This is a genomic window from Rhodococcoides trifolii, assembly GCF_014635345.1.
In the GTDB taxonomy this organism is placed as follows: Bacteria; Actinomycetota; Actinomycetes; order Mycobacteriales; family Mycobacteriaceae; genus Rhodococcoides; species Rhodococcoides trifolii.
This window is the reverse complement of record NZ_BMCU01000002.1, coordinates 99890-125747: the sequence shown is the minus strand read 5'-3', so window position 1 is coordinate 125747 and position 25858 is coordinate 99890. Positions and strand designations below refer to the sequence as shown.

Annotated in this window: 25 protein-coding genes and 2 tRNA genes; 10 read left to right on the top strand and 17 right to left on the bottom strand. The window is 65.7% G+C overall.

The annotated features are described in order from the left end of the window. Positions 1-88: 88 nt before the first annotated feature. Positions 89-1471, bottom strand: a complete 1383-nt coding sequence (gene tig, locus IEW02_RS07625; RefSeq protein WP_188544230.1) for a trigger factor — start codon at positions 1469-1471, stop codon at positions 89-91. A gap of 51 nt (positions 1472-1522) precedes the next feature. After that, positions 1523-1596 (bottom strand) — tRNA-Pro (locus IEW02_RS07620). A gap of 113 nt (positions 1597-1709) precedes the next feature. Here IEW02_RS07620 and IEW02_RS07615 point away from each other — a divergent pair. Then, positions 1710-1783 (top strand) — tRNA-Gly (locus IEW02_RS07615). On the opposite strand, the gene IEW02_RS07610 is transcribed toward IEW02_RS07615, so the two are convergent. The 3 genes from IEW02_RS07610 to IEW02_RS07600 form a co-directional block, all read right to left on the bottom strand. Beyond that, positions 1752-2177, bottom strand: a complete 426-nt coding sequence (locus IEW02_RS07610) for an acyl-CoA thioesterase family protein (RefSeq protein WP_188544229.1) — start codon at positions 2175-2177, stop codon at positions 1752-1754. The genes IEW02_RS07615 and IEW02_RS07610 overlap by 32 nt on opposite strands. Continuing rightward, entirely contained in the window at positions 2177-2743 is a 567-nt protein-coding gene (locus tag IEW02_RS07605; RefSeq protein WP_188544228.1) for a CG0192-related protein, read from the bottom strand. The genes IEW02_RS07610 and IEW02_RS07605 overlap by 1 nt, the downstream gene beginning before the upstream one ends. Before the next feature lie 104 nt (positions 2744-2847). Beyond that, on the bottom strand, positions 2848-4074 hold the full coding sequence (locus tag IEW02_RS07600) for a serine/threonine-protein kinase (RefSeq protein ID WP_188544227.1): 1227 nt from the start codon (positions 4072-4074) through the stop codon (positions 2848-2850). A gap of 141 nt (positions 4075-4215) precedes the next feature. Here IEW02_RS07600 and IEW02_RS07595 point away from each other — a divergent pair, with 141 nt between their 5' ends. Further along, the gene (locus IEW02_RS07595; protein ID WP_188544226.1) at positions 4216-5454 is read left to right on the top strand and encodes an EAL domain-containing protein; all 1239 of its coding nucleotides are present in this window, start codon (positions 4216-4218) and stop codon (positions 5452-5454) included. Positions 5455-5464: 10 nt separating this feature from the next. Here IEW02_RS07595 and IEW02_RS07590 read toward each other — a convergent pair whose 3' ends face one another. Together IEW02_RS07590 and IEW02_RS07585 are read right to left on the bottom strand one after the other, a co-directional pair. After that, entirely contained in the window at positions 5465-6271 is an 807-nt protein-coding gene (locus IEW02_RS07590) for a class I SAM-dependent methyltransferase (RefSeq protein ID WP_188544225.1), read from the bottom strand. A gap of 61 nt (positions 6272-6332) precedes the next feature. Beyond that, complete coding sequence (locus IEW02_RS07585) at positions 6333-6953, bottom strand: TetR/AcrR family transcriptional regulator (RefSeq protein ID WP_188544224.1); 621 nt, start codon at positions 6951-6953, stop codon at positions 6333-6335. Positions 6954-7014: 61 nt separating this feature from the next. Here IEW02_RS07585 and IEW02_RS07580 point away from each other — a divergent pair, with 61 nt between their 5' ends. The 4 genes from IEW02_RS07580 (at position 7015) to IEW02_RS07565 (ending at position 14196) form a co-directional block, all read left to right on the top strand. Next, positions 7015-8280 carry a DUF3533 domain-containing protein gene (locus tag IEW02_RS07580; RefSeq protein WP_308933165.1) on the top strand — a complete coding sequence of 422 codons (1266 nt, stop codon included), beginning with the start codon at positions 7015-7017 and terminating at the stop codon, positions 8278-8280. A gap of 125 nt (positions 8281-8405) precedes the next feature. Further along, complete coding sequence (locus tag IEW02_RS07575; protein ID WP_188544222.1) at positions 8406-9212, top strand: transglutaminase-like domain-containing protein; 807 nt, start codon at positions 8406-8408, stop codon at positions 9210-9212. Between the two features lie 148 nt (positions 9213-9360). Further along, entirely contained in the window at positions 9361-13695 is a 4335-nt protein-coding gene (locus tag IEW02_RS07570) for a non-ribosomal peptide synthetase (protein WP_188544221.1), read from the top strand. Positions 13696-13704: 9 nt separating this feature from the next. Further along, the gene (locus IEW02_RS07565) at positions 13705-14196 is read left to right on the top strand and encodes a DUF2231 domain-containing protein (protein ID WP_188544220.1); all 492 of its coding nucleotides are present in this window, start codon (positions 13705-13707) and stop codon (positions 14194-14196) included. A 1-nt stretch (position 14197) separates the two neighbouring features. Here IEW02_RS07565 and IEW02_RS07560 read toward each other — a convergent pair whose 3' ends face one another. Genes IEW02_RS07560 through IEW02_RS07545 form a run of 4 tightly spaced genes read right to left on the bottom strand, consistent with a single transcriptional unit; the run spans position 14198 to position 16973 of the window. Further along, positions 14198-15085: a M56 family metallopeptidase gene (locus tag IEW02_RS07560; RefSeq protein ID WP_188544219.1), complete on the bottom strand. Its 888-nt coding sequence runs from the start codon at positions 15083-15085 to the stop codon at positions 14198-14200. After that, positions 15082-15462 (bottom strand): BlaI/MecI/CopY family transcriptional regulator, encoded by a 381-nt coding sequence (locus IEW02_RS07555; protein WP_188544218.1) that lies wholly within the window; start codon positions 15460-15462, stop codon positions 15082-15084. The genes IEW02_RS07560 and IEW02_RS07555 overlap by 4 nt, the downstream gene beginning before the upstream one ends. Positions 15463-15519: 57 nt before the next feature. Continuing rightward, positions 15520-16263, bottom strand: a complete 744-nt coding sequence (locus IEW02_RS07550; RefSeq protein ID WP_188544217.1) for an alpha/beta hydrolase — start codon at positions 16261-16263, stop codon at positions 15520-15522. Continuing rightward, on the bottom strand, positions 16260-16973 hold the full coding sequence (locus tag IEW02_RS07545) for a GAF and ANTAR domain-containing protein (RefSeq protein WP_188544216.1): 714 nt from the start codon (positions 16971-16973) through the stop codon (positions 16260-16262). Before IEW02_RS07545 ends, IEW02_RS07550 begins: the two co-directional genes overlap by 4 nt. A 404-nt stretch (positions 16974-17377) precedes the next feature. On the opposite strand from IEW02_RS07545, the gene IEW02_RS07540 reads away from it, so the two are divergent. After that, the gene (locus IEW02_RS07540; RefSeq protein ID WP_188544215.1) at positions 17378-17923 is read left to right on the top strand and encodes a hypothetical protein; all 546 of its coding nucleotides are present in this window, start codon (positions 17378-17380) and stop codon (positions 17921-17923) included. A gap of 19 nt (positions 17924-17942) precedes the next feature. Further along, positions 17943-18767, top strand: coding sequence for a DUF1542 domain-containing protein (locus tag IEW02_RS07535; protein ID WP_188544214.1), 825 nt, complete (start codon positions 17943-17945; stop codon positions 18765-18767). A gap of 24 nt (positions 18768-18791) precedes the next feature. Here IEW02_RS07535 and IEW02_RS07530 read toward each other — a convergent pair whose 3' ends face one another. Together IEW02_RS07530 and IEW02_RS07525 are read right to left on the bottom strand one after the other, a co-directional pair. Then, positions 18792-19598, bottom strand: coding sequence for an Fpg/Nei family DNA glycosylase (locus tag IEW02_RS07530; protein ID WP_188544213.1), 807 nt, complete (start codon positions 19596-19598; stop codon positions 18792-18794). Then, positions 19591-20070 (bottom strand): ribose-5-phosphate isomerase, encoded by a 480-nt coding sequence (locus tag IEW02_RS07525; RefSeq protein WP_188544212.1) that lies wholly within the window; start codon positions 20068-20070, stop codon positions 19591-19593. The genes IEW02_RS07530 and IEW02_RS07525 overlap by 8 nt, the downstream gene beginning before the upstream one ends. Positions 20071-20086: 16 nt before the next feature. On the opposite strand from IEW02_RS07525, the gene IEW02_RS07520 reads away from it, so the two are divergent. Then, positions 20087-20740 (top strand): DUF429 domain-containing protein, encoded by a 654-nt coding sequence (locus tag IEW02_RS07520; protein ID WP_188544211.1) that lies wholly within the window; start codon positions 20087-20089, stop codon positions 20738-20740. 69 nt (positions 20741-20809) lie between these two features. Here the strand turns inward: IEW02_RS07520 and IEW02_RS07515 are convergent, their stop codons facing one another. After that, entirely contained in the window at positions 20810-21436 is a 627-nt protein-coding gene (locus IEW02_RS07515; RefSeq protein WP_229745878.1) for a mycothiol-dependent nitroreductase Rv2466c family protein, read from the bottom strand. A 112-nt stretch (positions 21437-21548) separates the two neighbouring features. Here IEW02_RS07515 and pepN point away from each other — a divergent pair, with 112 nt between their 5' ends. After that, positions 21549-24125 carry an aminopeptidase N gene (pepN, locus tag IEW02_RS07510; protein ID WP_188544209.1) on the top strand — a complete coding sequence of 859 codons (2577 nt, stop codon included), beginning with the start codon at positions 21549-21551 and terminating at the stop codon, positions 24123-24125. Positions 24126-24245: 120 nt separating this feature from the next. Here the strand turns inward: pepN and IEW02_RS07505 are convergent, their stop codons facing one another. The 3 genes from IEW02_RS07505 to IEW02_RS07495 all read right to left on the bottom strand — a co-directional run bounded on the left by IEW02_RS07505 (position 24246) and on the right by IEW02_RS07495 (position 25600). Next, positions 24246-24716: a DUF5130 family protein gene (locus tag IEW02_RS07505; protein ID WP_188544208.1), complete on the bottom strand. Its 471-nt coding sequence runs from the start codon at positions 24714-24716 to the stop codon at positions 24246-24248. Further along, positions 24703-24963: an aa3-type cytochrome oxidase subunit CtaJ gene (ctaJ, locus tag IEW02_RS07500; RefSeq protein WP_188544207.1), complete on the bottom strand. Its 261-nt coding sequence runs from the start codon at positions 24961-24963 to the stop codon at positions 24703-24705. The genes IEW02_RS07505 and ctaJ overlap by 14 nt, the downstream gene beginning before the upstream one ends. A gap of 61 nt (positions 24964-25024) precedes the next feature. After that, positions 25025-25600, bottom strand: a complete 576-nt coding sequence (locus tag IEW02_RS07495; RefSeq protein ID WP_308933177.1) for an HNH endonuclease — start codon at positions 25598-25600, stop codon at positions 25025-25027. Positions 25601-25858: the final 258 nt, after the last annotated feature.

Genomic DNA, 25858 nt, shown 5'->3' with positions numbered 1-25858 from the left:
TTCTCCATACGGATTTACTTGCTACCACCGACACTAACGAAGGACGGCGGCCCCGGAGTCCCGGAACCGCCGTCGTTCGCTGTGAGCGTTACTTCTCCTGTTCGCCCTCGGACGAATCCGCAGGCGAGACGTCTTCTGTGTCGTCGTCGGACGAATCGCCGAACAGCTCCTTGGTATCGACCGCCGCACCCGCGGAGTCGGTGACCGTGACCTGATCGACGATGGCGGCCAGCGCCTTGCTGCGCCGGATGTCGGCGAACAGTGCGGGAAGCTGGTTGGCCTGCTGCACCTGCTGGATGAACTGCTCCGGGGGAATCCCGTAGCGCTGCGCCTGGAAGATGATGTTCTGCGTCAACTCTTCCTGTCCCACCTGGGTGGACTCGGCGTCGGCAATCGAATCCAGCAGCAGCTGCGTCTTGACGGACTTCTCCGCGCTCTCGCGGGAGTCGGCGTCGAATTTCTCGCGCGAGCTTCCGTCCGCTTCGAGCTGCTTGTTCAGCGCGTCCTCGTCGTGATCGAGACCGTGGATCGCGTCGTGCAGATGTGAATCCACCTCTGCCTGGACGAACGCCTCCGGCACGGCGATCTCGACGGTGTCGAGGAGCGCTTCGAGAACCTTGTCGCGAATCTGACCGGCCTGCTCGACCTTCTTCACGCGCGCGACGCGCTCGCGGAGATCGCCGAGAAGTGCGTCGATCGTGTCGAATTCGCTTGCCAGCTGGGCGAAGTCGTCGTCGGCCTCGGGAAGCTCGCGCTCCTTGATGCTCTTGACGGTCACCACGACGACGGCTTCCTGCCCGGCGTGCTCACCGGCGAGGAGGGTGGTGGGGAACTCCTTGGACTCGCCGGCGTTCAGTCCGACGATGGCCTCGTCGAGTCCGTCGATCAGCTGACCCGATCCGACCTCGTGCGAGAGGCCCTCGGTCGACGCCTCCGGGACGTCCTCACCGTCGACGGTTGCGCTGAGGTCGATGGAAACGAAGTCGCCGTCCTGTGCCGCGCGCTCGACGCCGGTGAGGGTGCCGAAGCGCTGACGCAGCGAGAGCAACTGCTCGTCGACGGCCTCGTCGGTGATCTCGACCGGGTCGACGGTGACGCTCAGGGTCGAGTAGTCGGGCAAGGCGATCTCGGGACGAACGTCGACCTCGGCGGTGAAGGTGATCTCTTCACCGTCCTCGATCTTGGTGATCTCGATGTCCGGCTGACCGAGCGGCTTGAGCTCCGTGGAGTTCAGTGCGTCGTTGTACTTTGCCGGCAGGGCATCGTTGACGACCTGGTTCAGGACGTTGACCCGTCCGACGCGGGCCTCGAGCAGCTTGGCCGGAGCCTTGCCCGGGCGGAACCCCGGCAGACGGATCTGCTGAGCGAGGGTCTTGTACGCGGCGTCGAAATCAGGCTTGAGCTCCTCGAAGGGCACCTCAACATTGATACGGACTCGCGTCGGGCTCAACTGCTCGACGGTGCTCTTCACGCGACTTGCTCCTTCATTGCTTATCGGAATCGGTGATTCTTTCACGTTCTGTCGGGATGACAGGATTCGAACCTGCGACCCTCCGCTCCCAAAGCGGATGCGCTACCAAGCTGCGCCACATCCCGTTCACCTGCCGCGTCGATCCTACGGTGGGTCGATTTCCGAATTCAAAGCGGGATTGGGTACAGTCACTCAACGCAGACGGCGAGGCCGGCGATCCCGGTTCCGTCGTGTGCATGCGGGCGTAGCTCAATGGTAGAGCCTTAGTCTTCCAAACTAATTACGCGGGTTCGATTCCCGTCGCCCGCTCCATCTCCACTTCGAGTCCGCCGAGCAGGGCTTTCTCCGATTCTCCCCACGGGTGCGATACCCCGTTCTTCACCCGAACCAACGTGTGCCTGACGCGAGCGCAGCGTTCACCCCCCTGGTCGACGAACACGTCCAGAGTCACCGAACTGGTCCCGATTCTGGTGACCACCACGGATGCATCCGCGGTCCCGGTCAGCAGTTCACGCGAGAAGTCTGCGGAAATGTGGACCACCATCACGTCCATCGCCGACAACGCGCCTCGCGAACACTCGTAGAGCGCCTGAGCCCACGCTGTCGATGCGAACTCGACGGCCAACGTGGCCGGAACATGCCGAGCCTCGGTGACGGAACCGTCGCGCTCGGGTCGGTGCGTGAGCGGCAGCGTGCGATGGAACATCATTCCTCGACGAACGCGAGAACAGCCGGATCCTGTTGTCCTGGCCAGGTTCCGGTCAGCCGTGCCGCACTCTTCGGCACGTCGACCGTGCCGGCGATCCGAATGATGGACATGTTGCCACCGTTGTCGTCGCCACCGCTGCCGGTCACGAACGTGGTCAGTTGTCGCGGGACTGTTCCGTCGTCCGTCTGGACGTCGAAGTCGGCCTGCACTCCGCCGCTGACGATCGTCGACGCGAAGGCTCGCAGAAACACCGGATCGGCGCCCCCGTCGTACACCCACCGCTCCCCCAGTACCGAATGCTGCATCGTCGTGACGAACGCGGAGTCGAACCCCTGCAGTGGTGCGTTCCGGTACGTCACCGGAACGTGAAGTATCCGGCCATCGGCACTTTCGAGCAGATGCGCTTCGAGCCCCACCTCGCCGTCCGGATCGTCGAATCGGTACGCCCCCACCAGCGCGAGCGCGGACGTGTCGACGTCGGCAGCCCAGGGTGGCGAGGGCACCCAGCTCTGCAGCATCTCGAGTTTCGACGGGGACAGCTCTGCGCGATAGATGAGGGCCATGTGCGGTGACGCTACCGACGGCTGCCGGCGGCCCGCGCCGGACGGTCCAGGATCACAGCCGGTGTCGACGAGTCCGCTGACACCCAGCCGCGAGGTCCGGCGCCCTACTTGCCGTTGCCGTTCCCGTTGCCATTACCGTTCCCACCGTTGCCGTTGCCGTTGCCGTTGCCGTTGCCGCTCCCGTTGCCGTTCCCGCTCCCGTTGCCATTCCCACCAGCGTTGCCGTTGCCATTCCCCGGCGCAGGAGCAGCCGGAGCGGCCGGAGTAGGAGCGGCCGGTGCCTCCGCAGGCACCGACTCCGCCACCGGCACGGACGCCGGCGCCTCGACAACCGTCGTCACTGCTGCAGCGGGCGCCGGCTCGAGCACCGGCGTAGTAACCGGCGTCGACGTCGGAACTACCACGGGCACCGAGTGATCCGGCTCCTGCGCCACGAGGAACCCGCCCAGCACCACTGCACTCACCAATGCGAGCAGACCGGCCAGCACGAAGGGCCGACGCGAACGTCGATGCACCACAGGGAGAACCATCGTCTCGATCGAATCTGCATGGTCGAGCGCCCGTACGACCTCGGTGGCGGTGGGTCGGTCGTCAGGCTCTCGAGAGGTCATCGCCGTGACCAACGCCGCCCACGCCGGCCCCCACGTCGTCGGCACCTCCGGGTCGCGGTGCAGTCGCGCTACCGCGGCCGCAACCGCGTCGCCACCGAAAACCATTCGGCCGGTCTGACATTCGATCAGCACGAGACCGAGCGAATAGATGTCGGACGCGGGTGTCACCGGCCGGCCGACGGCCTGTTCGGGGCTGATGTAGTGGGCAGTCCCCACGGTCGCACCGTGTGCGGTGAGTCGGGCGCTGTCGAGGAACCGCGCAATGCCGAAATCGGCCAGCTTCGTGGAGTACTGCCCGGCGGATCCCCGCGGACTACCGAGAATGATGTTGCCCGGCTTGATGTCTCGATGGACGACTCCACGCGAATGGACGTAGGCAAGGGTGTCGGCCAACTCCCTCGCGTATCGAAAGACCTCGTCCGGCTCGAGGGGTCGTCCAAGCGATCGCATGGTCGGTCCGTCGACCAACTCCATCACCAGGTACGGCCGGTCGTCGAATTTCGCGTCGAACAGGGTGACGAGGCCGGGGTTGTTCAGCGCGGCGAGCGTGCGCATTTCGGCGTCGATGCGATCCGGGCTGTCGTCACCGGAGAAGCGGAAGAGCTTGACGGCGACGGAACGACCGAGAATCAGGTCGTCGGCGCGGTACACATCCGCCATGCCGCCGCGACCGACGAGGTCACCCAACCGGTACCTGCGGTCCAATACAACGGAATCCATGACGCCGACAACCTCCTCGACCCTCAGTATGGCGGGCAATGGTCCCCGCCGAACGCAGGACGACGCAATCCGACCCTTTCGGCCCAGTACGCTGAGTCCACATTCGGCACTCGCGGGGGGCGTTCAGGAAGGGTAGAAATCGTGCGCGACCTCCGCACCACCGAGTCAGCCGCGCAGGCATGGGTGTCGAGCCTGCGCATTACCTCTCTGTTTCAACCGGTGGTCGACCTTCATACCGGTGACGTGGTCGGCTTCGAGGCGCTCACGCGCGGTCCCGCCGGTGGCTCGATGGAATCGCCGGCCGCGTTGTTCGCAGCGGCCGCCGAACGCCGTGCGGTAGCGGAACTGGACTGGTCCTGCCGCACCACCGCGTTGCGCGGTGCGCTGGAGGCGAATCTGCCGACGTCCCTCCACCTTTTCCTGAACATGGAACCGTCGACGATGGACATGTCTCCACCGCCCGAAGTACGAGATGTTCTCGACGACTCGACCGGTCTGTCGATCACCGTCGAGATCACCGAACGCGACCTCCTGAGCGATCCCGGCGGTCTGCTTCGCTCGGTGGCGCACGCGCGAGAATTGGGGTGGCGGATCGCAGTCGACGATGTGGGTGCGGACCCAGCCAGCCTGGCCTTCCTCCCGTTTCTCCGGCCCGACGTGATCAAACTCGACATGCGGTTGGTCCAGAATCGATCCGATGCCGATACGGCTATGACCGTGATGGCAGTGGCCGCCGAGTCGGACCGAACGGGCGCAGCGGTTCTGGCGGAGGGAATCGAGACGGACCAACACTTGCGCGCTGCTCGCGAGATGGGGGCAACCCTGGGCCAGGGGTGGTTGTTCGGCAAGCCCGCACCGCTCGCGGCGTACCCCGGAATCGACACGGCCCCTACGATTCCCGTCGCGTCCGTACCCGCGTCGGTGACGGCACGCGTACCCGCGGCGGTGACACCGTTCGGCATGGCCTCGGCCGTCCGCAAGAATCGACGCGGTTCGTCCTTCGTGGTCTCGACAATCATGGACCAGCTCCGCCGCGGCGCACTTGCCGTAGCCCCCACGACCATCTGTCTGACAACGGTGCCGAACGCGGTCCGGGACGCGCACGGGTCCGACGCCCTCCTCTCCGAGAACTGCGCTCTCTACGCGATGTTCGGCGCCGGTCCGGCCGACTCCGCGGTCCGACGCGTATTCCTCCACCCCGACGAGCCACTCGCCGGTGAATGGTCCTTCGTCGTGGTCAATCCGCACTTCGCCGCAGCCGTCGTCGCGCTGCAGGACGCCGACGGGCAGTTCGCTTTCTGTCTGACCTACGACCGAACCCTCGTGCTCGCCGTTGCATCGTTGCTGCTGTTTCGTCTCCCCCGGGCCCCTACGCACTGAGAGCAGCACGCTACCGATACGCAACGGCGATCAGTGCTGTCGCATCGACTTCGAGTGCCCCACCGTTCGACACCGCAGCGAGGCGCTGGCCCAATTCGCTTCTGACGGTAAGTAATCTGTCGCCGTCCAGCCGGTCGATCCACCGACGCATACCCGTGCCGCGAGCTGCGGACCAGTATGCATCCACGTCGACGTACTCGGTCGACACCGTCTCTGCCCGAACAACAATGGAGCCGAATCCCGCGTCGGTCAGGTAGCCCGCTAGCACCGCAGGATCTGCGAACCGCAGCACTTCCCCATCGACCTCCATGAATCCGTTGCGAGCCATGACGATTCCGAGATCGGCGACTTGGGTGACCTTCCAGGTAGAGACTCCGACGGTGCCTCCCGGCCGGAGTACGCGGCGGAACTCGCGCAAGGCCACGTCGACATTCGGCAGAAACATCATGCCGAAACCGCACATCACCACGTCGACGGATTCATCGGGGAATCCGAGTGATTCGGCATCACCGACGGCGAAATCGACGTCGACGCCTGCCCTCTCGGCGTCCGAACGCGCACACGCGACCATCTCGGAGGACAGGTCCGTTCCGAGGACCGAACCAGTCGACCCGGCGAGCACGGCCGCTGGAATCGCCGCGGCGCCGCGCCCGCAGGCCACGTCGAGTACATGTTGACCCGGTTCGACGCCGACTGCATCGACCAGACGCGCGCCGAAATGCGCGAAACACCCGGAGCCGCCCTCGTCGTAGTTCGGTGCGACGCGATCGAACATCGCCGTGGTTGCCTGCTTGCGCTCGTCGTCCGGATCAGTCATCGCCTGCGCCTCTCGGAGAGCGACAGCGTACTGCGTTCGTGGACCGGAAGCGATGAGTCGTTCACTTCACCGGACTGCTGTAACTCCAGATCACGGTCGCGATCAGTTCGTAGGCAAGCGCCGACGGGTCGGGGTTGTCCGGCTCGACCATCTGCTGCGCCATGGCCCCGTCGTAGACGGCGAGGAGTGCACGTCCCATGGTGTCGGAATCGGGTGGCAGCGCTCGTCCGAACAAGGCGAGCGCATCGGCGACAAGGGGCACGAGGGCGTCCCGCATGGCCCGTCTGTGGGACGAAACCATCTGCGCCACAGCAGGATTGCGTGCGGCGTGCGCGTTGAACTCCGCGGTGAGAATTTGCCACGCCGGATCGAGGCGAAGTGTCGGCAGCGCCGCCGCCAAGACCGCGGACAGGGACGAGTGTCCCGTGCGGTCGACCGTTCCGAGGGCGGAACGGACACGATCGACGAGTGCGGAGGATTGCCGACGCCACAACGCGACGAACACCTCATCCATCGAGTCGAAGTTCGAGTAGAAGGCACCACGGGTGAATCCGGCGCGCTCACAGACTTGTTCGAGAGTCGCCCGACCGAAACCTCGTTCGACGAACACCTCCATGGCGCCGTCGAGCAGGCGTTCACGCGTTGCGGCCCGTCGTCGGGACATCTGGTGTTGCTCGGTCATACTTGATACATTAATGCATCGGATACATTTTCGTACCGAAACCGATCGCGAGTGGAGTGACGTGAACGCAGTGAAGACCGTCAGGTTCTGGCTGATACCGACCGTCGTGGTGGCGCTGCTGATGTCGCTGCTGTCCGCCCTCTACATCGGCGGCATCGTCGACCCGAAGAAGAGCCTCCACGACTTCCCCGTTGCGCTCGTGAACAGCGACGAAGGTGACACCCTTCCCTCCGGTCAGCCGGCGGACTTCGGACGGCAGATCGCGGACGGCCTCGTTTCGGGTATCGACTCGAGCAAGGTCGACCTGCAACCCATGGGTATCGCGCAGGCGCAGGACGGGATGGCAAGCGGAGACCTGTACGGCGCCATCGTCGTTCCGAGCGACTTCACCAAACGGATGGTGATTCTGGCCGAGGCCGGCGTGGTCTCGGGTGAAGTCGACAAGCCGGTCATCACCGTCCTGACCAACCCCCGAGCCGGCACGCTCGCATCCTCGCTCGTGACCACCATCGGCGACGAGGCCCTCGATGCCGCCAATACCACTGTGGGACAGCAGGTGACGAAAACGGTGGGCGATACGGTGACCGAGCCGATATCCGGTGCCGCTGCACTCACCTTGGCCCAGCCCATCGACGTCATCGTCACGCCGTACAACCCCTTGCCCGACGGAACCGGCCTGGGACTGGCTGCGTTCTACTACGCCTTGTTGCTGCTGCTGGCCGGGTTCACGGGTGCGATGGTGGTGAGCGCCTTGGTCGACGGTGCGTTGGGCTTCACCCCCACCGAATACGGCCCGTTCTTCAAACACCGGCAGACAGCCGCGATTTCACGGCTACAGACCATGTTCGTCAAATGGGTGATCATGGTGGGGATCGGGCTGATCGTCTCCGCGTTGTATCTGTGGATCTCGACAAGCCTGGGCATGCCTTCACCACATTCGTTGCTGCTGTGGATGTACGGTGCGCTGGCCATTGCCGCGGTCGGAATCACGGCTACGTCGATCGTGTCGGTGTTCGGCACAGCCGGTCTTCTCATCAATCTGATTCTCTTCATCGTCCTCGGACTGCCGTCCGCTGGAGCGACCATTCCGTTGGAGGCAACACCGAGGATCTTCGGCTGGCTCGCGCAATTCGAGCCCATGCACCAGGTCTTCGTCGCCGTGCGATCGATCCTGTATTTCGACGCACGTGCGGATGCGGGTCTCACCCACGGGTTGTCGGCGACGTTCGTCGGCTTGTCGATCGGGCTGACGTTCGGAGCGGTCACGGTCTGGTACTACGACCGCAAGGGTCTTGCTCGCCGCAACAGCGCCACCCCCGTGTCCTGAGTCTTGCTCACGACTGGTAGGGGCGGGCCCTCACATCGAATACCCTGCTAGAGCACACCTCGGTCGAAGCACCCGGCCCCATTCCGTGCACGCTGTTCACCGACCACACCGAACCTGGAGATCCCATGCTTACCCGCGACGTGTCCGCACGCCTCGATGTCGACATCACCGGCGACACCACCCTCGAATTTCAGATCGCCATTGCACCGCACCCCAACACGCAGGTGACCGAGTCCCTCTCCTTCGTTCTCGACGGAACCAAGATCGAAGCCAAGGAAGTCAGCGGCCCGCACGGAAACCGTATCCACGTGTTCCCGGCCGGCGTGGGCAACCTGCAGGTGGCCTACGACGCCACGATCGTCGGCAACACGACTCCTGCTCCCGTCACGGACTACGACATGAGCGTCTACCTCCGTCCCAGCCGCTACGCCGAAGCCGACAAGTTCTTCGGTTTCGCGGCAACGGAATTCGGCGACTACGCCGATTCCGAGGATCTGCTGGCCAAGGTTGCCGCGTGGGTCGGCAATCGCCTCGACTACGTACCGGGTAGCAGCGACCCAATCGACGGCGCAACCGACACCCTCCTGGCCGGCGCCGGCGTGTGCCGCGACTACAGCCACCTCGTCGTTGCGATGTTGCGCGCGCTCAACGTGCCGGCCCGCCTCGTGGCCGTGTACGCACCCGGGTGCGACCCGATGGACTTCCACGCCGTCGCCGAAGGTTTCGTCGGCGGCCAGTGGCGCGTCGTCGACGCGACGTGCCTCGCGCCGCGTCAGACCCTCGTGCGCATCGCCACCGGTCGCGACGCAGCCGACACCGCGTTCCTCGACAACCACAAGGGCGGCATCGTTCTCAACAGCTCCGTCGTGACCGCCGTCGTGCAGGGCGGTCTCCCCAACGACGACATCACGCAGCTCGTCTCGCTGACCTGATCGCCCGGCGACGGGAGTCGCGGGCAGACTCGGTCCTGCCTGCGTCTCCCGTCGGTGGCGACTCGGCGCTGTCCACCGTTCGGATGGCCGTGCGCTATCTTGATTACTACAGATCATGTAGTAATTCGTGGGCGAAGGGGGATGGTCGGTGACCTCGGCGCCCATGTCTCTCAGTTCCGCACAGTCCGACATCTGGTACGCCCAGCAACTCGAACCCCATATTCCCTTCACCATCGCGTACTACGTCGACCTGGTGGGGAGCGTCGACCACGCCCTCCTGTCGGCCTGCGCCTCACTGGTGCTGGCCGAGTTCGGGTGCTCGTCGATGCGCGTCGTCACCGTCGACGGGGTCCCGCACGTGACGTACGCGGACGACGCAGTCGACATTCCGACGATCGTCGACTGCTCCGGCGACGACGATCCCGAGTCCGCTGCTGCCCGCTGGATGACCGCCGACGCGTCGGGTCCGATGCCGCTCGACGGACCGCTGGTCCGTTGCGCCATCGTGAAACTCGGTGACGCGCGGTGCTTCTGGTACACCCGCGCACACCACATCGCTCTCGACGGATACGCCGGCATGATGCTCCTGCGTCGACTCGCCGAGAACTACGGCGAAGTACTGCAGAGCGGCGAACTCCCACCTCTTCGAACACCCAATGTGGACACACTGACGTCGGCCGACGACAGATATCGCGCGTCGAGCCGCCACCAGCGGGACCGAGACTTCTGGACAGCCGTCGTCGCCGACCTTCCACCCGCCGTCACACTGACCGCCTCGCCGTGTGAGCCCACTGCGTCGACCCTGCGCGTGGGTTGCGTTCTCGACACCGATCTGGACCTCGCACTGTCACGTACCTCACGGGCACCGTCCACCGTCGTGATCGCAGCGTTCGCGGCGTACCTCGCCCGGATGACCGACACGGACGATGTCGTTCTCGCGCTTCCGGTGTCGGCACGAACCGACGCGACGCTGCGACGTGCGGCGGGAACGGTGTCGAACGTCGTTCCGCTCCGGCTCACCGGCATCGGCGCAGGGACGGTGGGAAGTGCGATGAAGGATGTCGAGACCGCGGTCTTCGGCGTGCTTCGGCACCAGCGATACCGTCCCGATTCCGGCGGCTTCGCGTCGGGCCGTTTCGGCCCCGTGGTCAACGTCATGATGTTCGACCGGCAGGTCTCGCTCGGCGACGTGACGGGCGACGTTCACATCCTGACCACCGGTCCCACAACGGATCTCGCGCTCAACATCTACCCCGGCGCCGCCGACAGCACGCTGCGAGTGGACTTCGAGGCGAACCCCGCAACGTACGACATCACGGACCTGTCCACACATCACCGACGCTTTCTGCACTTTCTGCGCAGCTGGTCGGACGAGCACGGCGACGACAGAGCGATTTCCGATCTGCCGCTCCACCTCGTCGACGACCTGGCCGCGCCGCATCACGGTCGAGACGTCATCGACAACCGTTCGCTATCCGACCTTCTCGCGTCTTCCCTGCCCGGTTCGCTGGACTCGACCGCGGTGACCGACCGCGGGCAGCGATGGACCTACCGGCAGTTGCACGATCGATCCGACCGGCTCGCCGCACGGTTGGTCGGTGACGGTATCGGGCCCGAACACTGTGTTGCCGTATCGATTCCGCGTTCCTTCGAGTCGGTCCTCGCATTGTGGGCGGTGGCTGCATCCGGAGCGACGTACCTGCCGTTGGATCCGCTGGCACCGCCCGAGCGGGAAGCGTTCATGGTGACCGACAGCGGGGCGGTCCGTGGGCTGACGACGCACGGCCGGTCGACGGATCGCACCGCGCTCATCCCCTGGTTGCACGTGGATTGCGTCGACGACGGTGTAGCACCGCTGAACAAATCGGCACCCGTCCGAGAAGACCACGCCGCATACGTGATCTACACGTCCGGTTCGACCGGGCGGCCCAAAGGTGTTGTCGTGACCCACGCCGGGCTCGCCGGGCTCGCCGAGGAAATGCGCGCGAGCTACGGCTTGAACTCGTCGTCGCGGGTGTCGCACTTCGCGGCACCGGGATTCGACACGGCACTGGTCGAAGTCTTGTCGGCGGCCCTGGCCGGCGCCACGGTCGTCGTGATCCCCGACCACGTGTACGGCGGCGGAGAACTGACCGAACTGCTTGCACGAGAACATGTCACACATCTGTTCGCGACTCCGTCCGCTTTGGCCACCGTCGACCCGGCACCGCTCGACGACCTGTCGGGGCTCATCGTGGGCGGAGAGGTGTGCCCACCGTCGCTCGTCGACTGCTGGGCCGGGCGTGCGACCATGCGTAATGCGTACGGCCCCACCGAGACGACGTGCAGTGTCACCCTGACCGACCCGCTGGTGCCCGGCCGGCCCGTGAGCATCGGGCGGGCCATGGTCGGCGTGACGGCGATTCTGCTCGACCGTCGGTTGCGTCCCGTCCCCGTCGGGGCCGTGGGCGAGCTCTATATCGTCTCCCCCGCTGTCGCACGGGGATACGTCGGTGCCGCAGCGCAGACGGCGGGCCGGTTCGTGGCGGCACCGACCGGAGGGGCGCGTATGTTCCGGACCGGTGATCGCGCGCGGGCGACGGCGTCCGGTGCATTCGAATTTCTCGGCCGCACCGACGATCAGATCAAGTTGCGCGGGTTCCGAATAGAGCTGCGAGAGATCGACTCCGCGCTCGGAGATGCACCCGGTGTCGCCCTCTCTGCCACCGTGCTGGACACCAGATCCGTCTTACCGACATTGGCGTCGTACGTGGTGCCGACCAGCGACAGCATCGACAAGAACCTCGTCCGAGAGCACCTGGCCACACGCCTGCCGTCCTACATGATTCCGGCCTCGATCACGGTCCTCGATGCGCTCCCACTGACGCCCAACCGCAAGCTCGACGTGGCGGCCCTGCCATCGCCCGACCTCGGAACACGCGGTGTCGAACCGGTTTTGGCGTCGACTCCGACGGAACTTATCGTCTCCGGCGCCTTCGCCCTGGTGCTCGGATCGCACGAGGTGGACGTACACACGTCCTTTTTCGATCTCGGCGGAGACTCCCTGGCCGCGACGAGGGTCGTCGGGCGGGTCAACGTCGACGCGGCGGCGTCGATCGGCGTCCGTGACATCGTCGAGGCACCCACCGTCTCGGCGCTCGCGTCACGTGTCGAGGAAACGCGGGGAGCATTGCTGTCTCGGCCCGTGCCGGGGTCGGCACGGGAACGAGCGGTCGTACCACTGTCTCCTTCTCAGCGCATCATCGATCGTTCGATCGCGACCGATCGATACAACCTGCCGTTCACGATCACCGTGCGCGGCACCGTCGACCGCGACGCTGTTCGAGGCGCTCTGCGCGACGTGCTGGAACGACATGCGAGTCTGCGCACCCTGCACCCCGACGGCGGCGGACAGGTGACGCTGCCGGTGCCGGACTCCCTGTCGTCCCGCCCGCTCGAACCGTTCTCGGACACAGCAATACGGGCCGTCCTGGAACACAGATTCGATGTCCGCTCCGAGTTGCCCATCGTGACAACCGTGTTCGACGTGTCCGACACCGAAGTTGTTCTCTCCTGCGCAATTCACCACATTGCGGCGGACGGATGGTCACTGGGCGTGCTGGCTCGCGACCTGGCTGCGCTCTACGTCTCGCGCGCCGCCGGGATCCAGGACGCGCTGCCGGCGCTCCCCCTCTCGTACGCGGACTACAGCGTCTGGCGAGCGGATGTCGACACCACCGGTGATCTCACCTTCTGGCGCGAGGAACTCGCCGATGTTCCTGCGTGCCTGACCCTTCGGACCGACCGGCCTCGGCCGCCGGTGTGGTCCGGTCATGGCGCGCGGGTGGTGTCGACGTTCGACCGCACGACGCTCGATGCGATCGAGGTTCTCGCCCGCAAGCGCGGCACCGGCGTGTACACCGTTCTGCGTTCGGCTCTGGCGGTGTTGCTGGGCAGGTGGTCCGGCCAACGAGTAGTGGTGATCGGGACACCCGTTGCAGGACGCGATGATCCAATGCTCGACGACGTCGTGGGCAACTTCGTCAACACTGTCGCCTTGCGGGCCGAGTTGTCGCCCGCCTCGACCTTCGCCGCCCTCGTCGACGACGCCCGGCGCACCGAAGCCCGCGCGCTCGACCACACCGACTTGCAGTTCGAAGACATGGTGGACGCCGTGGGATTCACCCGCACGCCGTCGATCCATCCCTGTTTTCAGGTGGCACTGTCCCTGGACCGATTTGCGCCGTCGTCGATTCGAATCGGTGACGTGGAGGTTCACGTGGACCCTCGGCCGACCGATGTCGCGCACTGCGACATCCACGTTCACCTCACCGAGCAGCGGCGCCACGACGGTGCGGACGACATGGCGGTGGACATCGTGTACGCGACGGACATGTTCGATGAGCACACCATGGAAGAGTTCTCGCGCCAGTTCCACGAGATGGTACGGACGGTGACGATCGAACCCGATTCGTCCATCGACCAACTACTACAAGATATGTAGTATCAACACATGTCCACTGTCGACGGCCTCCCCGCGCACATACTGCTCGTCCACTTCATCGTGGTCCTGGCCCCGCTGACGGCAATCCTCGCAATCGTGTGCAGCCTCTGGCCCGCCGCACGTCGACGGCTCGTATGGCTGGTCGCAGTCCTTGCGGTGGTCACTCTGGTGATGACACCCATCACCACGGACGCCGGGGAGTGGCTGGAGAAGCGGGTCGAGCGCAGCGCCGCCGTCCACAAGCACACCGAGCTCGGCGACACGATGTTGTACTACTCGATCGCACTCGTCGTCGCCGCTGCCGCGCTGGTATTCCTGCACCTTCGCGAGCGACGGCAGGCAGGAGCGCCGACGCTACTGAAAGCCGGTGTCGCAGTGGTGTCCATCGTGGCCGGCATCGCGTCGATCGTCGGGGTCTATCTGATCGGCGACTCGGGGGCGACCGCAACGTGGGGTGACCAGGACTACTCGGTCGTCGGTCCGAGTGGTGAGGACGGATAGTTCACCGAAACATGTCGGTGCTGACCTCTCCCGATTCGGGGGAGACCACATCCTGCACCACGTCGGCCAGCGCGGCGGTCAGCGCGCAGGCGAACACCACGAGAACCACCGCGACGGCGACGACGATGCGCCGCTGCGGGGCCGGCGGCGGGCCGGACAGCGCGCGAACGCGGCGAACGACGTCGCCCCCCGTGCTCGCGAGTGCGGCGGACCCCGATCCGCCGGTACCGCGAGAACACACCAGCGCGGCGCGGGCGAGTGACGTCATGGCCAGCCGCCGATCCCCGTGGGCGGCGCATTCGTCGGCGTGCCGTTCCGCTGCGTGACGCACCGCCGACGACGCACCGCGAAGTGGTGGAACCAGCTGCGTGGCAACTTCGGTCAGCTGCACCGACACCTGGTGCCGGTATCGCAGATGAGCTCGCTCGTGCAGTACCAGCGCGTTCACTTCGTCGTCGGACAGCTGCGCGACGAGCCCTGAGGTCATCACCACCGCGCCACCACCGGACGCCACTGCGAACGCGTCCGGTTCGTCGTCGTCGATGACCAGCAGTCGGGTACGCGGGTCCGCACGGTGCCCGAATTCAGCCGCGGCTCTGCTGCTGGACCGCACGCGGAGCAGATGACGAAACACTTCGACGATCCTCCAGGCGACGAGGGCGAGCAGCGCCACACCCATCACGGAGAACCACCGAGAACCGGCCGTGACCAACACGGTCCCCACGGCAAGCGCAGAAGCTGCCGCGGAGACGGCGAGAACGAGCGCGACACTCGGCAGCACGATCACCGCGGTGGCCGGCACCAGCCACCGATCGCCCCGGTGCACCACACGTGCCATCAGCACACACAGCAGCCATGGAGCCGTGGCGACCGCTCCCAGCGCGATCACGGGTGGTCGCGCTCGCGAGATGCGGACTCCGACAACAGGTTCAGCAACGTCGCCTCGTCTTCGGGGTCGAGCGCCGCAACGAAACTGGCCAGCACGTCCGCTCGCTCGGTTCGGGCGTCCAATTCGGTACGCATCCGCAGGGCAGCACGCAACGCCGGTAGCGAATCGACGGGTGCAGCAAGCGAATACGCGAACGCGCGACCCTGCTTCTCCCGGACCACCAACCCCTTGTCGGTCAAGCGCACCAAGGCGGTCATGACCGTCGTGTGCGCAAGAGACGGATCGATTCGATCACGAACATCGGCAACGAGCAACGGCTCGCTGTCACCGAGGAGAGCGACAATGGCGTCCTCGAGGTGTCCGGATCGTCGGCGCATCACATGTGACCCTCTCTCGCATCGTCCTCGTCGATGGTAGGCGACGGTAGGCGACGGTCAGCGACCGAGCGCGTCGTTCGCGAACGCCACCGTTCCATCGAAGATTGCCTGTGCATCGTTGTCCATCGTCGCGACGTGAAAGCTGTTCGTCAGCAGGGTCTCCGACACTGTTGTGGCAGTGGCGTTCTCGATCAACAACTTGCCCGACAGCGGTTCCACGACGTGATCGTCGATACTGCGAAACAGCGTGACCGGGCACGTGAGCAAGCCCAGGTCGGCCCGCGTCACGGCCCACAGTTCCTGCAGTGACACGAACGCCGGCACCGGGGTTCGAGAGTAGGCGGACTCGACCACACCGGGCTTCTTGATGTCGCCGGCGATCGCGGGACGCGACTTCACCGCCCAGGCAATGTATTTGGCCAGTTTGGCGTCGACCCGCTCGGTCGCGAACGCGGGATTGACCAACACCAGACCTGCGACCTGTCGTTGTTCGGCAAGCCGCGTCACCAACGTGCCGCCCATCGACAGACCGGCCGCGAAGACGTGGTCGCACCGTGCCGCCAGGTCGTCGTAGGCACGTTCGATCTCGCCGTACCAGTCGTGCCACGTGGTGGTGTTGGCGTCCTGCCACGTGGTTCCGTGTCCCGGCAATCGCGGCGCACGCACTGTGAAACCTGCACCGGCGAGGTGCTCGGCCCAGCCGCGGACCGACGCGGGATTTCCGGTGAAGCCGTGACTGACGACGAATCCGACGGGGCCGCCGTCCGCGGAGAACGGTTCTGCGCCTGCAACGATGTTCATCCGATTCGACCTTCGCCTCGATGCTGTTCGATTATTCGCCTCGCGAGTTCGATGACCTTCACGTTCATGTCCTGCGACGTTCGCCGTAGCAAATCGAACGCCGTGTCGTCGTCGATGTCGTGCAACGCCATCAGCAACCCAATCGCTTTCCCGATCTCGCGGTTACTCAACATTCCCTGCCGCAGCGATTCCGCCTGCTCGCCCTTCGCGACGGCGGTCGCCGCAACCGACGCAAAGGCCGTCATCAGGACTGCCTGCTCCACCGACTCCGTCGTGAAGACGCCCGGTGTGTCCGTGAACAGGTTCAGCGCACCGACCTTGCGTGAGTCGATCAGCAACCGGAACCCCATCGCACCGCGCACCGGCGTGCTCTCCACCACTGCGCGCGCCAGTCGAGGCCACTCCGAGACACCCCTGAAATCGGGCTCCACCTGAGCGGACTCGTCGATGATCGCGTCCAGACACGGACCCTCTCCCGTCGCGCGTTCGAGTTCGTCGACCTGTCGGGCGACATCGTCGCTCGCAGCGACCGTGCGGTAGACATCGCCTTGTCTCATCATGATGCTGGCGTGATCGCAGCCGTCCACCAACGTCGCCGCAGCATTCGCGATCGCGTCGTACACGTCGTCCGCAGTGGACCCGCGATAGACGACCTTGCCGAGGCCGGCGAACACAGCCGCAGCCTCGGCGATGGGAGCACTGTCAGCCATGCATCGAAATCCTCTCCTGAGCCGGAACGGGGGTCGGTCCACCGACTGTTCCCGCGCCGACGAATCAGCCTACCGATGCCGACACCGAGGATGTACCGCCGATAGGCCACGACACAGGTATCCTCACCCGTGAGCGCGTTCGCGCGTGTGTCGGAAGTCCTTGTGCACCCGGGTACGGGTGCACCGAGCGGTTTGGTCACGCCCTTGTCGATGTACACCCCAGAACCCAACTTCGTCGGTACCTGTCCCATGTGCAACAGTTCGTGTTCCGCCGAGACCGTGGTCACCATCCGGAACGGGTCCGAACACTCGGCGTCGTACGCCGGATGTGACAGCTGTGGTTGGGAAGGTCCGGCCGAGCTGACACGGACGTGAACGCAGCGCATCCGTGAGACAGTTAGTGGATGTCGTCCTTCGAATTCCCTCAGCTCGACGCCCGAACACGTGAGCTGATGCTCGAAGAGTACTCGGCAGACTGCAGAGGCAAACGCCTCTACACCGGTGATCGCCTGAACGACGAAGGTCGACGACTCTTCACCGAGGCGCTCGAAGGCGCTCTCGCCGAGGGCACACCACTGTCGCTCCAGCAGGTTCTCGAGCCGGTACCCGGCTCGCTGTGGCACCTCGAGGTGCGGACCAGCGCCCTCAAGACCTCGACGACCGCCCGCACCTCGGCGCGGACCCTGGCGGAAGGTGAATACAACCGCTTCTACATGCGCGCGATGTGCCGCCGTGCGACCGACAAGGGTGGAAGCGGAAAGGTAATCGTCAGCCAAGGCAAACGGGGCGCCAACCGCCGACTGGACCGTGCCGTGACTGTGCAGGTCGGCGATGTTCTGTCCGCGTCGGCCGTCCTGGACGACCTGCGTCGGCCCCCCGGCACGGCGACCGCGACGGGCGTCCCGAACGGACCCAATTCGGGCCTTTCCATCTCCTACGTCCCGGAGTGACGCAGGTAGCCTGAACGGCATGAACAGCCTGCTGCTGATATTGGTCGTCCTCGCCGCGGTGGTCGCCGTGGTCATGATCTCCCAACGCCGCAAGGCGGGTGCCACCGCTACACAACTCGACGATGCCAAGGCGGACGCGCGTCAATCGATCGAGCGACTGGGCGGTCAGGTCTACAGCCTGGTGGGGACCGATACCGCGTCCAAGCAGGCCATCGCCGACGCCTCCGAACGACTCAATGCCGCGGGGTCCCAGATCGATCAGGCGGCAAGTCCCGCCCAGGCTCGCCTGGCGAAGCAGACTGCGCTCGAAGGTCTCTACTACATTCGCGCCGCGCGTCTGGCCATGGGAATGGACCCCGGCCCGGAGGTCCCCAGCATCGACGGTCAGCGCAGCGCCGGATCGGTCACCGAAACTCGGAAAGTCGATTTCGAGGGCCGCGAGGTCGAGGCGTCGCCCAACCCGTCCGACCGCACACCCAACTACTACCCCGGTGGACGCGTGGCCGGTCGGCCCGTTCCCGCAGGCTGGTACTCCGAACCCTGGTGGAAGCCGGCGTTGGTTGCCGGCGCCTGGGGCGTCGGCTCCATGTTCCTGTTCTCGGCCATGTTCGCGGGCATGTCAGGCGTCGGGTACGACGCGCAGGCCTTCGAGAGCGGGTACGGCGACGGGTACCAAGACGGCATGGACCAGGGCGGGCAGGACCAGGGCGGGTACGACCAGGGCGACCAAGGCGGGTACGACCAAGGCGACCAGGGCGGGTACGACCAGGGCGGCTTCGACGGCGGCCAGGATTTCGGCGGCGGCGGGGACTTCGGCGGTGGCGGAGACTTCGGCGGTTTCTGACCCACCGCTCGGGCAGCCGCAGCGTCAGCTGGTCTGGCAGACCGGACACCAGAACAGGTTGCGTCCCTTCATGTCTGCAATGGAGATCGGGTTGCCGCACACCCGGCACGGTGAGCCGGCGCGGCGGTAGACGTACGTGCGGGGACGACCCCGACCGCCGCGGCCGTAGGGCGCATCGCCGTGGTCGTACTCCTTGTCGATGGTGATGATCTTGCCGCGCCGCACCCCGACCTTCATCAGCTCGACGAGGTCGGTCCACATCTCGTCCCACTCCCCCGACCCGAGCTGCTTACCGGGCTTGAAGGGGTCGACCCGATGCCGGAACAGCAACTCGGCGCGATAGACGTTGCCGATGCCGGCGATGACGTTCTGCTCCATGAGCAAGGCACCGATCGGCATGGCGGACTTGTGAATTCGGTTCCACGCCTTGTCCGGGTCGGACTCCTTGCGCAGCGGGTCCGGGCCGAGTCTCGCGATCAACGCGTCGATTTGGGTGTCGTCGTAGATCTCGCACGCCGTCGGCCCGCGTAGGTCGGTTCCGTACTCTTCGCCGATCATGCGCATCCGTACCTGACCGACGGGATCGGCCATCGGCACGGACTGCTCCGAGAACTTCCCGTACAGGCCCAGATGCACGTGCACGGTCGCGCCGTTGTCGTACCGGTGCAGCAGATGCTTGCCCCAGGCGTCTGCGCGCTTCAGGACGTGCCCCGATACCCATTCCGCGCCGTCGACGAAACGTCCTTGTGGAGAGGACAATTCGACAGGTTTACCTGCGTAGCGCTTCTGGTGGAGCTTGGCCAAGCGGTGAAGTGTATGACCCTCAGGCATGCGATCCGGGAACCTCGGGCGCGACGCCCGTGCGCTCGTACTCGGCCAGGATGTCGATACGGCGCTGGTGGCGCTCTTCACCGGACCACGGAGTGGACAGGAACGCGTCGACGATCGCCAACGCCTCGGGCAGCGTGTGCATGCGGCCGCCGATGCCGATCAACTGTGCCTTGTTGTGCTGACGAGCGAGCTGAGCCGTCTCCACGCTCCAGGCAAGCGCGCAGCGAGCGCCGGGGACCTTGTTCGCGGCGATCTGCTCACCGTTGCCGCTGCCGCCGAGAACGAGGCCGAGGCTCTCCGGGTCGGCGACGGTGCGCCGCGCAGCATCGATGCAGAAGGCCGGGTAGTCGTCGACCGGGTCGTACTCGTACGCACCGCAGTCGATCGGCTCGTGGCCCGCGGCCGTGAGGTGATCGATGATCTGCTTCTTGAACTCCAAGCCGGCGTGGTCGGCACCCAGGTATACGCGCATGCCTAAAGTTTGACAGGTGCCGAAACGCGTATGGAATGCAGGCGTCGACGGGGCGCGCGGAGCGTGGATCGTGGCGATCACGGACGGGGCAACCCTGCGTCTGCACGCGGCGCAGACCGTCTCCGACGTCCTCGACGTGACCGCCGAATGCGTCGCGGTGGGTGTCGACATGCCGCTCGAGATGCCCGACACCGGCTATCGGCCGTGCGAGCTGGAAGCGAAAGTTCTTCTCGGCCCGGCTCGGTCGTCGATCTTCCATACGCCGGTGCGCGCCGTGCTCGACACCGAGACCTACGTCGAGGCGTGCGCGGTGTCTCGCGCGATCACCGGCAAGGCGATCAGCAAGCAGAGCTGGTATCTGCTGCCGTCCATCCGGGCGTGGATCGCGGCCGACGTCGATCGCACACGCATCGTGGAGGTACATCCGGAGACGACGTTCCGGGTGATCGGCGACGGGGTGACCGCGTCCAAGAAGACCGCACAGGGCGCCGGTCAGCGCATCAAAGCGCTGTCCGCGTTTCTTCCGCCTCGCACCCTGGTCGACGCGATGGCCACCATTCCCCCCGGCCCGGCCATGGACGACGTGCTCGACGCCATCGCCGCGGCCTGGTCTGCTACGCGCTTCGCGGATGGAGAGGCGCGGGTCCTCGGCGGCGAGATCGCGGTGTGAGGCGGCTGCGCCACACGGGTGTGAAAAAGAGTCCCCCTGAACTCATTTTCACACCCGTGTGCGGAGCGCCTAATCGAACTGCGGATCCTCGTCGCGGGTGCGCTTGAGCTCGAAGAAGTGCGGGTACGACGCAAAGGTCACCGACGCGTCCCACAACCTGCCGGCCTCCTCACCGCGCGGGATCCGGGAGATGACCGGGCCGAAGAACGCAACGCCGTTCACGTGGATGGTGGGCGTACCGACGTCCGGCCCCACGGCATCCATGCCCTCGTGGTGACTCTTGCGCAGCGCCTCGTCGTAGTCCGTGCTCGACGCGGCGTCGGCGAGCTCGGCGGGCAGGCCCGCCTCGGCGAGCGCCTGCGGGATGACCTCGTCGAAGTTCCTGTTGCCCTCGTTGTGAATTCGAGTCCCCATCGCCGTGTACAGCGGCAGAAGCACCTCGTCGCCGTGAGCCTGCGCAGCGGCGATGGCCACGCGTACCGGGCCCCACGCTGTCTTCATCATCTCGGCGTACTCCTCGGGGAGATCCTTGCCCTCGTTGAGCACGGCGAGGCTCATGACGTGGAAGTTGGCGTCGATGTCGCGCACCTTCTCCACCTCGAGAATCCACCGTGACGTGATCCAGCACCACGGGCAGAGCGGGTCGAACCAGAAGTCGGCGGTGTCTTTTCCGGTCGTCTGTACCGAGTCGGTCACAAAGGATCCTTCCATCGAAGTAGTTGCCTTCCCATTGTGCTCCCGCGCTTGTCGGCTGGGCATGATGGGATGGACATCACGACCAGCCCGACACGAACAGAAAGGGCCACACGTGGTTGCCCCCAATTTGACCCGCGACCAAGCCGAGGAACGCTCTTCCATCGTTTCCGTCGACTCCTACCGCATCGCGCTCGACCTCACCGACGGCGCCGGAAACCCCAGCGAGAAGACCTTCGGATCGCACACGTCCATCGCTTTCCGCGCGACCGAGGGATCGTCGACGTTCGTCGACATCGTTGCGTCACAGATCAATTCGGCAACCCTCAACGGTGAGAGCATCGACGTCTCCGAGTACGACGAGAGCACGGGCATCGCCCTCACCGGTCTCGCCGACACCAACGAGCTCGTCGTCGACGCGCAGTGCGTCTACTCGCATACCGGAGAAGGACTGCACCGCTTCGTGGACGTCTCCGACGATTCGGTCTACCTATACAGCCAGTTCGAGACCGCCGACGCCAAGCGCATGTTCGCCTGCTTCGATCAGCCGAACCTCAAGGCGACCTTCGACCTGAAGGTGACGGCGCCGGACAGCTGGAAGGTCATCTCGAACGCGCCGCACGCGGCAGAACCCGCCGCCGGGGAGCACGTCTTCGACACCACGCCGATCATGAGCACGTACCTCGTCGCGCTGATCGCCGGCCCGTACGCCGAGTGGACGGACGAGTACTCGGACGAGCACGGCACCATCCCGCTGGGCATCTACTGCCGCGCCTCCCTCGCCGAGCACATGGACGAGGAGCGTCTGTTCACCGAGACCAAGCAAGGTTTCGAGTTCTACCACCGCAACTTCGGCACTCCGTACGCGTTCGGAAAGTACGACCAGCTGTTCGTGCCGGAGTTCAACGCCGGCGCCATGGAGAACGCAGGCGCCGTCACCTTCCTCGAGGACTACGTCTTCCGGTCCAAGGTCACGCGGTACAGCTACGAGCGCCGCGCCGAGACCGTGCTGCACGAGATGGCGCACATGTGGTTCGGCGACCTCGTCACCATGACCTGGTGGGACGATCTGTGGCTCAACGAGTCCTTCGCCACGTTCGCCTCGGTGCTGTGCCAGTCCGAGGCAACCGAGTACACCAATGCGTGGACCACGTTCGCCAACGTCGAGAAGTCGTGGGCCTACCGCCAGGACCAGCTGCCGTCGACGCACCCCATCGCGGCGGACATCCCCGACCTCGCGGCGGTCGAGGTCAACTTCGACGGCATCACCTACGCCAAGGGTGCGAGTGTTCTCAAGCAGCTCGTCGCCTACGTGGGCATCGAGGACTTCCTCGCCGGATTGCGCTCGTACTTCAAAGAGCACGCGTTCGGCAACGCCACGTTCTCGGATCTGTTGTCGGCACTGGAGAAGTCCTCCGGCCGCGACCTGTCCGACTGGGGCGCGCAGTGGTTGCGCACGACCGGGCTCAACACCCTTCGCCCCGAGTTCGAGGTCGACGACGCCGGCAAGTTCACCTCGTTCTCCGTCCGGCAGGACGGCGCCGAGCCCGGTGCGGGTGAACGACGTGTGCACCGCATCGCGGTCGGCATCTACGACGACGACGACAACGGAAAGCTCGTGCGCACCAAGCGAGTAGAGCTCGACCTATTGGTACAGGAGCTCACCGAAGTCCCCGATCTGGTCGGCGAATCCCGAGGCAAGCTCGTGCTCGTCAACGACGACGATCTGACCTACTGCTCCGTGCGGCTCGACCCGGAATCGCTCGAGACACTGATCGCGCGTATCGGCGACATCGCGGACTCGCTCCCCCGCACCCTGGCCTGGTCGGCGGCGTGGGAGATGACTCGTCAGGCGGAGATGAAGGCACGCGACTTCGTCGCGCTCATCGAGCGCGGCATCGGTTCCGAGACCGAAGTCGGTGTCGTGCAACGCCTTCTGCTGCAGGCGCAGACCGCCGTGGGTACCTACGGTGACCCGGAGTGGGCGGAGAGCACTGGCTGGCCGGAGTTCGCGGACAGTCTCGTGGAGCTCGCACGAACGGCCGAGGCCGGTTCGGATCATCAACTGGCGTTCGTCAACGCGCTCGCATCGTCGGCGCTACAGGAGCGGCACACCGACATCCTGCGTGCGCTGCTCGACGGGGACGTCGACGGCCAGGGCCTCGGCGGCTTGACCGTCGACACCGATCTGAAGTGGCGCCTCGTCACTGCTCTCGCCGCGGCCGGTGCCATCGACTCCGACGGTGAGCAGTCACCGTTCATCGATTCCGTTGCGGCAGAAGACAACACGGCGGCCGGCGCTCGATCTGCGGCGGCTGCTCGGGCTGCCCGACCGCAGAAGGCGGTCAAGGAGTCGGTGTGGAAGCGGGTGGTCGAAGACGACACGGTTCCCAACATCACCGCGCGCGCCATCATCGGCGGGTTCGACGAGCCGGGCCAGGGGGACATCCTGGAGTCCTTCGTCGACCGGTACTTCGAGGACATCCCCGAGGTCTGGGCGCGGCGGTCGAGCGAGGTCGCACAGACCGTCGTCATCGGGCTGTATCCGTCGTGGTCGATCAGTGAGGACTCGGTCGCCAAGGCGGACGCGTTCCTCGACGGCGACCACCCGCCGGCTCTGCGTCGTCTCGTCATCGAGGGGCGCGCAGGTGTGGTGCGCGCACTCGCTGCGCGGGCCGCGGACGCGCAGTAGAGGGCGCCCCTGACTCAGGGGCACCCCCACTACCGGAGGCCGGTCGGGGTCTGCGCCATCTATCGAAAGTGCCCCTCACTCGGGAAGCGAGTGAGGGGCACTTGTCGTCGGTGGCGAAGGCTACGGCGCGATGACGGCCGCGCTCATCACCCGCACGGCTGCGACGAGACCGTCGATGAGGTTGCCGTCGCGAAAGGATGCGGTGGCGGCGGTGATGCCCAGCTGCGCGACGCGATCGCTCACGTGCGCATTGCGGCCCGAGCGGACCTCGATGGCACGCTCGTTGGGCGACACCGCCACGAGCACCGAGGTGTTCGCATCCGGCGTCGTCGGGAACAGCGCGTCGGCTCCGGCCGCGGTCTCGGACCCGAGGTCACCGACGTAGACGTTGAAGCGGATGCGAGTCGACCGGGTTGCCAAGGCCAAAGTCTCGTCGAGCTGCAGCAGCTCGGCGGTGCTGAACGGCAGCTCCTGCGAGTTGAGCGATCCGATCTGATGGACCGCGGAGATGCGCCCGCTGGCGGTCAGCACGTGGCCGACCGGGAGGTCCTCCTCGGAGATGTTCTGCTTGACCAGATCACCACTTGCCACTTGCCGTGCCTCCGATCAGATCTGCCGGCGCCGCGTCGAGCTCGGCGTGCCCGCTGTGATGGCTCGACGAGGTGATCTCGTCGGTGGCGCTCCACAGGATGGGATCGCGGTCCCAGGTGTCGCCCAGCCGATACGGCTTGGGGCTCGGGTTGTTGGTCTTGGCCCGTGCCATGTTCCACGCACCGATGACGATGATGGCGACCACGGGTATGACTCCGAAGAGAAGGGCCGTCTCGAGGATGCTCACGCCGGTTACGGTAACCGATTCGAGCAATTTCGGCGCTACCGGGGTCGGCGGTTTCGCCGCCTCACGCAGCACCTTCGCCGAGGTACCGAAGCCAGGTCGGGTCGAGTTCCTTGGTACTGGCGATCAGGCGCCAGTGCGGGCCCTTCGGCGGCACCAGTGCAGCACGCAGAGTCCACCCGATCTCCGAGAGCAGCTTGTCCGCCTTGCGGTGGTTGCACGATGCGCAGCACGCCACGCAGTTCTCCCACGAGTGCTCGCCGCCGCGACTTCGCGGCACGACATGGTCGATCGTCTCGGCCTTGGATCCGCAGTACGCGCACCGGAAACGGTCGCGGTGCATCAGAGCGGCCCGAGTCATCGGGACCCGCGCTCGGTAGGGGACGCGAACGAAGGTTCGTAGCCGGATCACGGAGGGAACCTGGACCGACAGTCCTGCGGACCGAATGAACGGTCCCTCTTCGTCGTCGTGGACCACGACTGCCTTCTCGCACACGAGAAGCACGACGGCGCGGCGCATCGGGAGCGCGGTCAGCGGTTCGTACGTGGCGTTGAGTAGCAGGACGCGGCGTTTGGCCCAGGCGGGAACGGAGTCACCCGCGGGCGGCGTGTCGGAGATCGGCGGAGCGCCGCCGGCCACCACGTCGGCGACAATGGCGTCCGCTTCGGCGACTTGGGCGTCGGACACTCGACCGATGGATACATCGGGTCTGTCCGGTACTGCATGAAGAGCGGAAGCCCCCGACGAGCGATCGTCAGCGGGCCCCAGTTGTCGATGCCTGTGGCTCTTGTTCTTCATGCCACCTCCAGTGACCGGTAGCGGTACGGCCGGTGTCACTGGTTGCGGCACTGCCGACGCGCTCGAGAAGATGCATCACAGTCCACCACGAAACCGATC

Excerpts from the sequence above, each read along its gene's own strand:
- IEW02_RS07530 (WP_188544213.1), bottom strand. The coding sequence starts at position 19,598 with ATGCCTGAGGGTCATACACTTCACCGCTTGGCCAAGCTCCACCAGAAG.
- IEW02_RS07555 (WP_188544218.1), bottom strand. The coding sequence starts at position 15,462 with ATGCGCCGACGATCCGGACACCTCGAGGACGCCATTGTCGCTCTCCTC.
- IEW02_RS07590 (WP_188544225.1), bottom strand. The coding sequence starts at position 6,271 with ATGACTGATCCGGACGACGAGCGCAAGCAGGCAACCACGGCGATGTTC.
- IEW02_RS07545 (WP_188544216.1), bottom strand. The coding sequence starts at position 16,973 with ATGGCTGACAGTGCTCCCATCGCCGAGGCTGCGGCTGTGTTCGCCGGC.
- IEW02_RS07585 (WP_188544224.1), bottom strand. The coding sequence starts at position 6,953 with ATGACCGAGCAACACCAGATGTCCCGACGACGGGCCGCAACGCGTGAA.
- IEW02_RS07575 (WP_188544222.1), top strand. The coding sequence starts at position 8,406 with ATGCTTACCCGCGACGTGTCCGCACGCCTCGATGTCGACATCACCGGC.
- IEW02_RS07540 (WP_188544215.1), top strand. The coding sequence starts at position 17,378 with ATGTCGTCCTTCGAATTCCCTCAGCTCGACGCCCGAACACGTGAGCTG.
- IEW02_RS07550 (WP_188544217.1), bottom strand. The coding sequence starts at position 16,263 with ATGAACATCGTTGCAGGCGCAGAACCGTTCTCCGCGGACGGCGGCCCC.
- IEW02_RS07565 (WP_188544220.1), top strand. The coding sequence starts at position 13,705 with ATGTCCACTGTCGACGGCCTCCCCGCGCACATACTGCTCGTCCACTTC.
- IEW02_RS07605 (WP_188544228.1), bottom strand. The coding sequence starts at position 2,743 with ATGGCCCTCATCTATCGCGCAGAGCTGTCCCCGTCGAAACTCGAGATG.
- IEW02_RS07525 (WP_188544212.1), bottom strand. The coding sequence starts at position 20,070 with ATGCGCGTATACCTGGGTGCCGACCACGCCGGCTTGGAGTTCAAGAAG.
- IEW02_RS07610 (WP_188544229.1), bottom strand. The coding sequence starts at position 2,177 with ATGTTCCATCGCACGCTGCCGCTCACGCACCGACCCGAGCGCGACGGT.
- IEW02_RS07535 (WP_188544214.1), top strand. The coding sequence starts at position 17,943 with ATGAACAGCCTGCTGCTGATATTGGTCGTCCTCGCCGCGGTGGTCGCC.
- IEW02_RS07600 (WP_188544227.1), bottom strand. The coding sequence starts at position 4,074 with ATGGATTCCGTTGTATTGGACCGCAGGTACCGGTTGGGTGACCTCGTC.